The organism is Ideonella sp. (genome assembly GCF_035254525.1).
GTDB lineage: Bacteria > Pseudomonadota > Gammaproteobacteria > Burkholderiales > Burkholderiaceae_C > Ideonella.
On record NZ_DATFAN010000165.1, the window covers coordinates 23,330 to 35,274 of the forward strand.

Consider the following 11,945-nt stretch of genomic DNA (forward strand, 5'->3'; position numbering starts at 1 on the left):
GCAGCCTGACCCCGCGCCCCTTCAGCGCGCCCCCGCCGCCGCGCGCCGGATCGCCTGCTGCGCCGCCGTCGAAGCCTGCAGCCGCTGAGACAGGAACTCGGCCAGCTTCGGATGCTGGGCGTACACGACGTTGAAGCGCAGGTGACGCTGGTCGGTCTGGGCGGCGTCGAAAGCGGCGCCGGCGAGCAGGATCTGCTGGCGGTAGGCCTCCTTCACGAGCTCGTCGGCGTCGATGCCGGCCGGCAGCGTGCCCCAGAGGAACAGGCCGCCTTCGGCCGGCCGGTCCAGCAGGATGCCGGCGCCGTGCAGCGCGCGCATCGAGGCCTGTCGCGCAGCGGCGAGCTTGGCCTGCAGCCGGTCCAGGTGCTTGCGGAAACGGCCGCTGGCGAGCAGCTCGAGCAGCACGTTCTCGTTCAGCGTCGCGGTCGTCAGCACCGAGCGGATCTTGGCCGCCAGCAGCGCCTTCAGCAGCGCCGGCTCGGCGGCCAGGTAGCCCACGCGCAGCGCCGGGCTCAGCGCCTTGCAGAAGCTCGAGTAGTAGATGACACGCCGCAGCTCCGACAGCTGCGCCAGCCGCGTCGCCGGCCCGGGCAGGAAGTGGCCGTGCACGTCGTCCTCGGCCAGCAGCAGGTCGTGCCGCTCGGCCAGGCTCAGCGCTTGGTGCAGCCGGGCCGCGCTGCTGCCCCAGCCAGTCGGGTTGTGCAGCACGCTCTGGATGAAGAACAGCTTCGGCCGGTGCTCGCGGCAGGCGGCGTCGAGCTGGTCGACATCCGGCCCGTCGTGGCGTCGGGCGATGCCGATCATCTTGACGCCCGCCTCGCGCAGCCGATCGAACAGCAGGTGGTAGCCCGGCGTCTCGACCAGCACGGCGTCGCCGGGCTGCAGGAAGCTGCGGCAGATCAGGTCGATCGCGTGGGTGCCCCCGAAGCAGGTGAGCACCCGGCTCGCATCGACCGCGATACCCTGGCTGCGCATCAGCATCGCGATGCGCTCGCGCAGCGCGGGCAGGCCCTGCGGCGGGCAGCGCGCGGCCATGCCGCCGGCGCTGCGCGCCAGGCCGCGCTGCACGACTGCCGCTGGTATCGCATCCTCGAGCCAGCTGACCGGCAGCGCGCCGCTGCTGGCCGGCAGCAGGCTGGCACGCTGGTCATGCGCCTGCTGCACCAGCCAGACGGCGTCATGCGCTTCGCCGGCCTCGAGCCGGCTCGGCAAGGCGGGCGGCGTGTTCGCCTCGGCGACGAAGAAACCGGCCGTGCCGCGCGTGTCGACCAGGCCCTGGGCCACCAGGCGATCGTAGGCGGTGACCACCGTGTTCGGGCTGACCGCCAGCTGGGCCGCGAGCGCCCGGATCGAGGTGAGCCTGGCGCCGACCGGCAATTGGCCCGAGCCGATCAGCAGCGCCAGGCGCGACTCGATCTGGTCGGCCAGCGGGGCAGCGGATGAACGGTCGAGCGGTGAAATCACAGGGGGTCAGAGGAACAGGCCGATGGCCAGCGCCAGCAGCGTGGCCGCCATGATGGCATTGAAGACACGGCGCCGGCGTGGGTCGGTCAGCAGGCGGCGGATCGCGACGCCGAACAGCGCCCACGCGGACACGCACGGCAGGTTGATCGCGATCGAAATCGCAGTCACCAGCGCCGCCGCCGGCAGCAGCGCCAGGCCGCTCGGCATGAAGACCGTGGCCACCGTGATCGCCTTGACCCAGGCCTTGGGGTTGACCGCCTGAAAGCCCATCGCCTGCCAGAAGCCTAGCGGCTGCGGCAGGTCGCGCTGCCCGATCGCCGAGCCGGCCAGGCGCCAGGCCAGCACGGCGAGGTAAGCGGCACCGGCAATGCGCAGCGCCTGGTGCAGCATCGGAAAGGCCTGGAACAGCGCACCCAGGCCCAGGCAGGCGAGGAAGATCTGCGGCCCGTGGCCGGCGGCGATGCCCAGGATGTGCGGCAGCGAACGCCGGTAGCCGAAGTTGGCGCCCGAGGCGGTCAGCATCAGGTTGTTCGGGCCCGGGGTGCTGGACATCACGAACGAGTAGGTCAGCAGCGGCAGCAGGTCGGTCATGGCAGGCACGTCAGGTGAAGCGGACTGCCAGTCTCGCGGCGCCCGCGGTGGGCGTGAAGCCACAGCGCGGCGCGCAGCGCCACACACTGTGTCAGCCCATGCAGCCACACAGTTTCAGGCCGGGGCAGCGCTGCTAGCGTGCCGATCATGACGACGACGCTTTCGATTTCCTACGACGACGTGGCTCGCGCCCACGAGCGCCTGGCCGGCATCGCCGAACGCACCCCGGTGATGCGCTCGGCCACGGCCGACGCGCTGACCGGCGCGACGCTCCACTTCAAGTGCGAGAACCTGCAGCGCACCGGGGCCTTCAAGATCCGGGGCGCCTACAACGCGGTGGCGCAGTTCACGCCCGCCCAGCGCGCCGGCGGCGTGATCACCTTCTCGTCAGGCAACCACGGCCAGGCGATTGCCCGGGCGGCGCAACGGCTGGGCGTGCCGGCGCTGGTCGTGATGCCGCAGGACGCGCCGGCCATGAAGGTCGCGGCCACCGCCGGCTATGGGGCCGAGGTCGTGCGCTACGACCGTTATGCCGAGGATCCGGCGGTGATCATCGAGCGGCTCGCCGGCGAGCGCGGCATGACCTTCATCCCGCCCTTCGACCACCCGCAGGTGATGGCTGGCCAGGGCACAGCGGCCAAGGAGCTGTTCGAGGAGGTCGGCGCACTGGACATGATCGTCACGCCCTTGGGCGGCGGCGGGCTGCTGTCGGGCACCGCCGTCGCGGCGCGGCACCTCGCGCCGGCGTGCGAGATCGTCGGCGTCGAGCCGGAGGCCGGCAACGACGGCCAGCAAAGCCTGGCCAAGGGCGAGATCGTGCGCATCGACACGCCGAGGACGATCGCCGATGCGGCGCAGAGCCGGTCGCTCGGGCGGCACACCTTCCCGGTGCTGCAGCAGCTCGGCGTCCGCGTCGTCACCGCCAGCGACGCGCAGCTCGTCGGGGCGATGAAGTTCTTCGCCGGGCGGATGAAGCTGGTCGTCGAGCCCACCGGCTGTCTCGGCGCCGCGGCGGTGATGAACGGCGCACTCGACGTGCGCGGCAAGCGAGTCGGCGTGGTGCTGTCGGGCGGCAACGTCGACCTGCCGCGCTTCGCCGAGCTGATCGACGGCTAAAGGCCTGTCGCCTGGACCCAGCGCATGAAATCGGCGTGCTCGCGGATGTAGTCGGCCTCGTCGAACAGCTCCGAAGCGAGCACCAGCAGGCAGGCGTTCGACGAGAAGCCGTGCAGCTCGCGCCAGATGCCCGGCACCATCAGCAGGCCCTCGTTCGGGTGGCCCAGCGGGACCACGCGCTGGTGCACGCCGTCGTCCAGATGCACCTGGAACGAGCCCGACATCGCCACGTAGAGCTGGCGCAGCTTCAGGTGCGCGTGGCCGGCGCGCGAGGCACGCGAAGGCACGTCGTAGGTCCAGTAGGCCCGCTTGATCGGGAACTCGAAGTCGACGCCGGATTCGACGAAGGAAATGGAGCCGCGGTGGTCGTACACCGTGCGCAACTCGACCAGGCGGCAATCGTCGACATGGGCCACGGCGCTCTCCTCGCTAGCAAGGCAATAGGTAGTGATCATGCACCACGGTGCTGGCGCCGAAGCTCTCTTTGTAGAAGGCCAGCCCCGTGTTCACCACCCGGCCCTCGTCCTCGTTCGAGTGGCCGAAATCGAACCACCTGGCGCTCGCCTGGGCCTCGGCGATCGACTGCTCGAGCAGCAGATCGAGCGCCGCGCAGCGCCGGCCCTGTGCATCGGCGGCCATGTACTGCAGGTGGCGGACGGTCGGCGTGTCGAACAGCACCAGGCCGGCCACCAGGTCGCCGTTCCAGCGCGCCACGCGCAAGCTGATCTCGGCCGGAAAGCGCGCGGCCAGCAGGCGCATCTCGGCCAGCGTGTGGACCGGCCGGTTGCCGTGGCGCGCCTGGAGCTCTCGGTCGAGGACGGCCCAGAACGCGGCCCAGTCGTCGGCTGATTCAGCGGCCGCGCCGGGGTGGGACACCAGGCTCAGTTCGGTGCGGCGCCGCGTGGCCTGGGTGATGGCGCGCCGCCGCTTCGGTGGCCAGTGCGCCGGCGTCGGGCCGATCACCGACAGGGCGTCGCGCCGCACCGGCTGCGCGCCGCAGCGCCACAGCGCCCAGCGGTCGTCTTCGCAGGGCAGGCGGTGGTAGATCGGCGGCACGGTCTTGTACAGCAGCTCGGCCACGCCCTGCGCACGCCAGTGCGCCTGCAGCGCCTGCAGCAGCGCCCAGGTGGCCTGCGCCCCGAGGGTGTCGGCCAGCACCAGGCCACCGTAGCTCAGGCCCGCATGGCTCACGACGCGAGCGCCCTGCCGATTCGCCGGCAGCACGGCAATCAGCTTGCCGCGCCGCTCGACGAGCAGCGAAGCGTCGTCGAATCGATCGGCGTGGTAGCCCATGAAACCTCGGTCGAACAGAAAGGTGCCGTTCGGGCTCGCCGCGACGAGCGCGTTCCACGCGGCCTCGTTGCTCGCGCGGTAGGGTTGGAGCTCAAACTCGGCTGCCATTTGGATCTAGGCGTGCATGGCGCGGGCCCGCCAAGGTGCTTGCGCGGATCCGGCTTCGCCGGTCCGCTGCAAGAGCCCCCTCGGGGGGCAGCGACCGGAGGGAGCGTGGGGGCACCACCTCACCGCGTGATGCCGTGGACCGATGGTGCGCGGGCGAAGTCGAGCACGCGCGCCACGATCGGGTGCGTGGTGTCGAACTCGGCCTCGGCCTCGGCCATCACCTGGGCCAGCGGCTTCTCGCTGCCCTGGAAGCAGGCGAGCAGCCGGCGCGCGATGTCGATGTCCTCGCGCGAGAAGCCGTGCCGCTTCAGGCCGATCAGGTTGGCGCCGCGCAGGTGCGTCTGCCCCTCGGTGCCGTAGGCGATCGAGTACGGCAGCACATCCTGCGCGACGGCCGACATGCCCGAGATGAACGAGTACGCACCGACCCGCACGTACTGCTGCATGCCGACCATGCCGGCAATCACCGCGTGGTCGTCGATCGTGCACAGGCCGGCGATGCCCGAGTAGCTGGTGATGCGGCAGTGGTTGCCGAGCTCCACGTCGTGCGCCAGGTGCACGTAGGCCATCACGAAGTTGTCGTCGCCCAGCACCGTGCAGCCGTGCTGGCGCGGCGTGCCGCGGTGGATGGTGACGAACTCGAAGACCTGGTTGCGGTCGCCGATCACGACCTCGGTGGGTTCGCCGTGGTAGTTCTGGTCTTGCGGCGCACCGCCGATCACCGCATGGGCACCGAACAGGTTGTCGGCACCGATCGTCACGCGCCCCTGCAGCGAGACGCCGTTCATCAGCCGCGTGCGCGGGCCAATGCGGATCTCACCCTCCAGCACGCACCACGGGCCAATCTCGGCAGTCGGGTCGATCTCGACGTCGCCGCTGATGACCGCGGTGGGGTGGATCATCGCGGTGGGGAACCTAGCGGAACCAGAACTGGAACGTGCAGCCGGCGGCGAGCGCATCGTAGTCACGCGTCAGCGCCAGGTCGGCGATGCTGACGGCGTTGCTGTCGCGGCGCTCGCTGGCGATGTTGCAGCCCAGGTCCAGCGCCCGCGCGGGGCTGTACTGCACGCCCAGTGTCACCGCGGTCGTGCGATCGCTGAGGTGGCCGCCGCCGACTTCGAGCAGCTGGCTGAGCTTGCGGCGCGACCACTGCACGCCGCCGATCACGTTGATCTTCGCGGTGGCCGCCCACTGCGCCGACCAGATGAAGGCGTCGCGCAGCTGGTCGCCTGCGGGCACCGCGGGCATCGTCGCCTCGGGCGTCGCGACGTTGCCGCTGCCGCCTTCGATGTCGCGCAGGACCTGGGTCCGCAGGCGCAGCTTGCCGCTGGGCGCCCAGTCCCAGCCGATGCCGCCGGTCCAGAAGCTGCGGTCGGCGAGCACCGCGTGCTTCTCCTCCGATCGGGTCAGCCGCACGTCGAACCGGCTCGCGCCCGAGGCCTGCCAGAAAACGCCGAGCTCGAGATCCTTGCGGCTGGAATCGTCGTAGAAGCTGGTGTCCGGCCGCGAGATGCGGGTGTAGCGCGCCAGCAACTGGCCCCCGAGATCGGGGCTGGGCTTGTAGCCGATGCCGCCTTCGCCGCTCCATTGCGACAGGTCGTTGTCGGCCGCGAAGGTGGCGTTCGAGTACCCACGGTCCAACGCGTTCGCGCCGACCAGGAGCGCCCATTCACCCATGCCGCCCAGGCGCCCCTGGAAGTAGCCGGATTGGGTGCTTTCGATGTTGCGGGCGTCGTCCAGCGGCGTGGCGCTGTCCAGCCCGAAGCGGTACTGGCGACGGATCGACTGCGCGCCGAGCACGCCGGACAGGTCGCCGGCCGTTTCCCAGTCGAGCTGCAGCGCCACGTCGTGGCCGGTGTTGTTCAGCTCGTCGTGCTCCTTGTAGCGGTTCATCTGCAGGGCCGCGTTGCCGTGCAGGCGCTGGCGGCCGAACATCTGGTCAAGGCCGAAGTTGAGCGCCGTGACCGAGGTCCACTCGGCTTCTTCGTTCGTGCTGGTGCGGAAGAAGTTGGAATCGTGCGTCAGGGTTTCCGACAGGCCGATGCTGAACGGCTGGGCCGGGCCGGGCTGCGGCTGCGTGATCGGCGGCGGTGGCGATACGGGCGGCGGCGGCGGGGTGTCGACCTGGGCCTGGGCGTGGGCCGCACCGGCCAGGACCCAGGCGGCCGCGACAGCGATCAGCGCCCCGGCCGGACAAGAACCGCGACGCACGACGCCGACCCAACCAAGGGATTTGCGCGGATCCGGCTTGGCCGGTCCGCTGCAAAAGCCCCCTCGGGGGGCAGCGACCGGAGGGAGCATGGGGGTAGTCATGTCAGTACGCCTTGCGATCGAAGAACATCAGCTTGGCGGTGCGGGCGATGATCAGCAGATCGAGCCCGAGCGACCAGTTGCGCAGGTACTCCAGATCGTACTCGACCCGGCGCGCCATCTTGTCGACCGTGTCGGTCTCGCCACGCAGGCCATTGACCTGCGCCCAGCCGGTGATGCCGGGCTTGACCTTGTGGCGCGCCATGTAGGCCTTGACGATCTTGCGGTACTGCTCGTTGTGCGCCACCGCATGCGGGCGCGGGCCGACGATGCTCATCTGCCCCTTGAGCACGTTGAAGAACTGCGGCAGCTCGTCGAGCGAGGTCTTGCGGATGAAGGCGCCGAAGCGGGTCACGCGCGGGTCGTTGCGCGTGGCCTGCGCGACCACGGCGCCATCGTCCTGCACGGTCATCGAACGGAACTTGTAGACCTCGATGACCTCGCCGTCGAGCCCGGTGCGGCGCTGGCGGAAGATCACCGGCCCGGGCGAGCTGAGCTTCACGCCGATCGCCACCGCGATCAGCACCGGGGTGATCAGCAGCAGGATCAGCGTGGCCAGCACGATGTCGCTGGCGCGCTTGAGCAGGCCGTTGATGCCGGTGAACGGCGTGACCAGCAGGCCGACGACCGGCACGCCGCCCATGTCCTCCAGCCGGCCCTGGATGATGCTCACGCCGAACACGTCGGGCACGAAATGCACCGAGGCGGTCGTGTTCTGCAGGGTCTCCATCAGCTGCAGGATGCGCGGCTGCGAGGTCAGCGGCAAGGTGATGAACACGTCCTTCACGCCGTGCTGCTCGATGAACTGCGGCAGCTCGTTGAGGCCGCCCAGCAGCGGCACGTCCACCGGCAGCTCGAGCCGGGCCGCCGAGCGGTCGTCGAAGTAGCCGAGCAGGTCGTGGCCGTAGCCCCGGCGCGCCTGCAGCATCTCGGCCACCCGCTGCCCCATGCGGTGGGCGCCGACGATCACGGCCGGGCGCCGGAACTCGGGCAGCGCGGCGCGATGGCGCATGTAGGCCGTGCCGAACACGACGCACAGCCAGTGCACCAGCGGCGTCGCGATGGCCCAGCCCAGCAGCAGCTCGGGGTTGAAGGCCTGCAGCCCGCCGGTGGCGTAGCCCACCAGCACCAGCACGAACAGCACGCCGATCCACGACAGGAAGATGTCGATGCCGACGCCGATGCCCGTCTTGCCGAAACGGTTCAGCCCCGGGAAGATCAGCACCAGCAACAGGATCGCCATCGCCATCGCCGGGCCGCCGAAAGGCTCGTCGAAGATGGCGTGGAACACCGCCAGCATCACCGCCGCCAGCACCGGCTCGAGCACCGCCGCGATCGCCGACGGCACGCTGGGCGGTGCGCTCAGGAACTGCTTGCGGGCGCTGCGTTCTTCAAACATCGACGGTCGGGGCCGCCGGCGTCAGGCCGTGCGGCCGTAGGTGTCTTCGTAGCGGACGATGTCGTCCTCGCCGAGGTAGCTGCCGGACTGCACTTCGATGATCTCGAGATCGACTTTGCCCGGATTGGCCAGGCGGTGCACCTCGCCGAGCGGGATGTAGGTGCTTTGATTCTCGGTCAGCAGGATCTTCTTCTCGCCACAGGTCACCTCGGCGGTGCCGGTGACGACGATCCAGTGTTCGGCGCGGTGGTGATGCATCTGCAGGCTCAGCGAGGCGCCGGGGCGCACCATGATGCGCTTGACCTGGAAGCGCGGGCCGGCGTCGATGCTGTCGTACCAGCCCCAGGGACGGTGCACCTTGCGATGCAGCAGGCCTTCACCGCGGCCGTTGGCGGCCAGCTTGCTGACGATCTTCTTCACGTCCTGGCTGCGCGCCGCATCGGCCACCAGCACCGCGTCGGCCGTCTCGACGACGACCAGGTTGTCGACACCCACGGTGCTGACGAGCCGCCCGGTCGCATGCACCAGCGTGTTGCGGGTGTCCTCCATCATCACGTCGCCGACCGAGGCGTTGCCGAAGCCGTCCTTGCCGGCGATCTGCCAGACAGCGTCCCAGGCGCCGAGATCGCTCCAGCCCGCGGCCAGCGGCACCATGCGGATGTCGAAGGCGCTGCCGGGGCAGCGCTCCATCACTGCGTAGTCGACCGAGTCGGCCGGCACCTGCTCGAACTCCTTCTTGCCAGGGCGCACGAACTTGGCATCCGAGCGCCGGGCCTCCCAAGAAGCCCGGGTGGCTTCGAGGATGTCGGGGCGGAAGGACTGCAGCGCCTTCAGCCAAACCGAGGCCTTGAGCACGAACATGCCGCTGTTCCAGTAGTAGCCGCCTTCGGCCAGGTAGCGCTCGGCCGTGGCGAGGTTCGGCTTCTCGACGAACTGCGCGACGGCCGCGAGTTCGCCGGCCCTGGCGCCGGGAGCGACGCGGATATAGCCGTACCCGGTCTCGGGCCGGTCGGGCGTGATGCCGAGGATCACGATCGAGCCTTCGGCGGCACCGCGCACGGCTTCCTGCAGCGCGGCAGTGAAGGCCGCCGCGTCGGCCACCGTCTGGTCGGCGGGGGTCACCACCAGCACCGGGTCAGCCCCGTCCTCCTGGGCCTGCAGCGCGGCCAGCGTCAGCGCGGGCGCGGTGTTGCGGCCCGAAGGCTCGAGCACCACCGCGGTGCTGTCCATGCCCAGCTCGCGCAGCTGCTCGAGCACCATGAACCGATGCTCGGCGTTACCCACCACCACCGGCGGGTCGACGACGATGTCGCCGTCAGCCAGGTTGGCCACGCGCTCCGCGGCTTGCTGGAACAGGCTGGCGTCACCCGTCAGCACCAGGAACTGCTTGGGATAGCCCGCGCGCGACAGCGGCCACAGCCGCGTGCCGCTGCCGCCGGCCATGATCACCGGCAACACGGAAATGGATCGGGACATGGACAACCTCGATGGCAGATGGAATGCGCACCGCCCGCGACGGCAAGGCAGCGGTGCAAGTGCGGGCTATTGTGGCAAACAAGCCCCAGCGGCCCGGCCCCCTAGGACTCCCTAGGACGCAAGGTTCGGGCCGTGTTAGATGGGCATTCCATCACGCCAGCGCCGGCTGATCGTAACGGCCCGCAGCCGAGCGCCGAGCCGCCTCGATCCGGCGGCCCGCGTCAGCGCCGGCCGATCGAGTGGTAGGCGAGGCCGAAGCCGCGCACCAGCGCGGGGTCGTAGAGATTGCGGCCGTCGAAGACCCGCTTGTCGGCCAAGGTGGCGGCCAGCACGTCGAAATCGGGCGTGCGGAACTCCTTCCACTCGGTGACGATCACCAGCGCGTCGGCACCGGCCAACGCGGCCGGCGCCGACGGCGCGAAGTGCACGGCCGAGAGCGCGTCGGGGCCGAGGTCGAGCGCCAGCACGCGCTTGGCCTCGGCCGCGGCGACCGGGTCGTAGGCCTGCACACGCGCGCCGCGCCTGACCAGCTCGGCAATGACCACGCGGCTGGGCGCCTCGCGCATGTCGTCGGTGTTCGGCTTGAAGGCCAGGCCCCAGACGGCGAAGGTCTTGCCGTGCAGGTCCTCGCCGTACTGCGCGACGATCTTCTTGACCAGCACGAGCTTCTGTTCTTCGTTGACCGCCTCGACCGCGGCCATCATCTTGCTCGGCAGGCCGGCCTCGGCCGAGCTGCGGGCCAGTGCCTTGACGTCCTTCGGGAAGCAACTGCCGCCGTAGCCGGCGCCGGGATAGAGGAAGTGGGTCCCGATGCGCGGGTCGGAGCCGATGCCCACGCGAACCTGCTCGATGTCGGCACCCACGGCTTCGGCCAGGCGCGACAGCTCGTTCATGAAGCTGATGCGGGTGGCCAGCATCGCGTTGGCGGCGTACTTGCTGAATTCGGCGCTGCGGATGTCCATCACCAGCAGCCGGTCGTGGTTGCGCACGAAGGGCGAGTACAGCGCGCGCAGCAGCAGCGTCGCCCGTTCGTCTTCGGTGCCGATGATGATGCGGTCGGGCTTGAGGAAGTCCTCGACCGCGGCGCCCTCTTTCAGGAACTCGGGGTTCGAGGCGACCGAGAAGGCCAGCTCGACGCCACGCTTGGCGAGTTCTTCGGCCACCGCCGCGCGCACGCGATCGGCCGTGCCCACCGGCACCGTGCTCTTGTCGACGATGACCTTGTGGTCGGTCATCAGTCGGCCGATGTTGCGCGCCGCCGCCGTCACGTATTGCAGGTCGGCCGAGCCGTCCTCGTCGGGCGGCGTACCCACCGCGATGAACTGCAGCGTGCCGTGGGCCACCGCGCGCGCGATGTCGGTGGTGAACTCGAGACGGCCGGCCGACGCGTTGCGCTGCACCAGTTCCTGCAGGCCCGGCTCATGGATCGGGATGCCGCCCGTATTGAGGATCTCGATCTTGCGGGCGTCCACGTCGAGACAGACGACGTGGTTGCCCATCTCGGAGAGGCAGGCGCCGGTGACCAGGCCGACATAGCCGGTGCCGATGACGGTGACTTTCATGGATTGTTCTTAGCTTTCAGTTGGCGAGTTCGCGCAAGGCAGGGGCCACCGCGTCCTTGGGCGACAGGATCGGCGCCACTCCGGCATCGGGCCACGCGATGCCGATTTCCGGGTCATCCCAGCGCAGCGCGCCCTCGGCCTCGGGGGCGTAATAGTCGGTGGTCTTGTAGAGGAAGTCGGCCGAGTCGCTGAGGACCAGAAAACCATGCGCCAGGCCGGGCGGGATCCACAGCTGGCGGTGGTTGTCGGCGCTCAGCTCGGCCCCGACCCAGCGGCCGAAAGTGGCACTGCCCGGGCGGATGTCGACGGCCACGTCGAACACCGCGCCGCTGACCACGCGCACCAGCTTGCCTTGGGCGTGCGGCGCGCGCTGGAAGTGCAGGCCGCGCAGCACGCCGCGGGCGGAGCGCGAATGGTTGTCCTGCACGAACGCCACCGGCGAGCCGACCGCCGCCTCGAACTGGCGCTGGTTGTAGCTCTCCATGAAAAAGCCGCGCGCGTCGCCGAAGGCTTTCGGCTCCAGCACCAGCACGCCCTCGATGGCGGTCTTCTCGATCTTCATGCGGCGGGATTGTCCCATGGGGCCCACAAGCCCCGTCCTGGTAACCAATTGTTCACGCTTTGGG

11 protein-coding genes are annotated in these 11,945 nt (G+C 69.9%); 1 reads left to right on the forward strand and 10 read right to left on the reverse strand.

The window, feature by feature from the left end; translation table 11 throughout:
• Window positions 1–21: 21 nt before the first annotated feature.
• Complete coding sequence (locus VJ693_RS17025) at window positions 22–1,464, reverse strand: PLP-dependent aminotransferase family protein (RefSeq protein WP_324156037.1); 1,443 nt, start codon at window positions 1,462–1,464, stop codon at window positions 22–24.
• Window positions 1,465–1,470: 6 nt separating this feature from the next.
• Window positions 1,471–2,055, reverse strand: a complete 585-nt coding sequence (locus tag VJ693_RS17030) for a LysE family translocator (protein ID WP_324156038.1) — start codon at window positions 2,053–2,055, stop codon at window positions 1,471–1,473.
• Between the two features lie 147 nt (window positions 2,056–2,202).
• Between VJ693_RS17030 and VJ693_RS17035 the strand changes: the two genes are divergently transcribed.
• Entirely contained in the window at window positions 2,203–3,171 is a 969-nt protein-coding gene (locus VJ693_RS17035; RefSeq protein WP_324156040.1) for a threo-3-hydroxy-L-aspartate ammonia-lyase, read from the forward strand.
• Here VJ693_RS17035 and VJ693_RS17040 read toward each other — a convergent pair.
• From VJ693_RS17040 to rfbC, 8 genes are all read right to left on the reverse strand, one after another.
• Window positions 3,168–3,587 (reverse strand): FdtA/QdtA family cupin domain-containing protein, encoded by a 420-nt coding sequence (locus tag VJ693_RS17040; RefSeq protein WP_324156042.1) that lies wholly within the window; start codon window positions 3,585–3,587, stop codon window positions 3,168–3,170. The genes VJ693_RS17035 and VJ693_RS17040 overlap by 4 nt on opposite strands.
• Window positions 3,588–3,600: 13 nt before the next feature.
• Entirely contained in the window at window positions 3,601–4,572 is a 972-nt protein-coding gene (locus VJ693_RS17045; protein ID WP_324156044.1) for a GNAT family N-acetyltransferase, read from the reverse strand.
• Window positions 4,573–4,691: 119 nt separating this feature from the next.
• Window positions 4,692–5,474, reverse strand: coding sequence for an acyl-ACP--UDP-N-acetylglucosamine O-acyltransferase (gene lpxA, locus VJ693_RS17050; protein ID WP_324156046.1), 783 nt, complete (start codon window positions 5,472–5,474; stop codon window positions 4,692–4,694).
• A 13-nt stretch (window positions 5,475–5,487) separates the two neighbouring features.
• Window positions 5,488–6,783: a hypothetical protein gene (locus VJ693_RS17055; RefSeq protein ID WP_324156047.1), complete on the reverse strand. Its 1,296-nt coding sequence runs from the start codon at window positions 6,781–6,783 to the stop codon at window positions 5,488–5,490.
• 103 nt (window positions 6,784–6,886) lie between these two features.
• Window positions 6,887–8,281, reverse strand: a complete 1,395-nt coding sequence (locus tag VJ693_RS17060; protein WP_324156049.1) for an undecaprenyl-phosphate glucose phosphotransferase — start codon at window positions 8,279–8,281, stop codon at window positions 6,887–6,889.
• Between the two features lie 21 nt (window positions 8,282–8,302).
• Entirely contained in the window at window positions 8,303–9,757 is a 1,455-nt protein-coding gene (locus tag VJ693_RS17065; RefSeq protein WP_324156050.1) for a mannose-1-phosphate guanylyltransferase/mannose-6-phosphate isomerase, read from the reverse strand.
• Window positions 9,758–9,978: 221 nt separating this feature from the next.
• A complete protein-coding gene (locus VJ693_RS17070) occupies window positions 9,979–11,319 on the reverse strand; it encodes a UDP-glucose/GDP-mannose dehydrogenase family protein (protein WP_324156052.1) in 1,341 nt (446 codons plus the stop codon).
• A 16-nt stretch (window positions 11,320–11,335) separates the two neighbouring features.
• A complete protein-coding gene (gene rfbC / locus VJ693_RS17075) occupies window positions 11,336–11,881 on the reverse strand; it encodes a dTDP-4-dehydrorhamnose 3,5-epimerase (RefSeq protein ID WP_324156054.1) in 546 nt (181 codons plus the stop codon).
• Window positions 11,882–11,945 lie beyond the last annotated feature (64 nt).

Coding starts and splice junctions, on each gene's coding strand:
- VJ693_RS17065 (WP_324156050.1), bottom strand. CDS start 9,757: ATGTCCCGATCCATTTCCGTGTTGCCGGTGATCATGGCCGGCGGCAGC.
- VJ693_RS17030 (WP_324156038.1), bottom strand. CDS start 2,055: ATGACCGACCTGCTGCCGCTGCTGACCTACTCGTTCGTGATGTCCAGC.
- VJ693_RS17060 (WP_324156049.1), bottom strand. CDS start 8,281: ATGTTTGAAGAACGCAGCGCCCGCAAGCAGTTCCTGAGCGCACCGCCC.
- rfbC (WP_324156054.1), bottom strand. CDS start 11,881: ATGAAGATCGAGAAGACCGCCATCGAGGGCGTGCTGGTGCTGGAGCCG.
- VJ693_RS17035 (WP_324156040.1), top strand. CDS start 2,203: ATGACGACGACGCTTTCGATTTCCTACGACGACGTGGCTCGCGCCCAC.
- lpxA (WP_324156046.1), bottom strand. CDS start 5,474: ATGATCCACCCCACCGCGGTCATCAGCGGCGACGTCGAGATCGACCCG.
- VJ693_RS17070 (WP_324156052.1), bottom strand. CDS start 11,319: ATGAAAGTCACCGTCATCGGCACCGGCTATGTCGGCCTGGTCACCGGC.
- VJ693_RS17045 (WP_324156044.1), bottom strand. CDS start 4,572: ATGGCAGCCGAGTTTGAGCTCCAACCCTACCGCGCGAGCAACGAGGCC.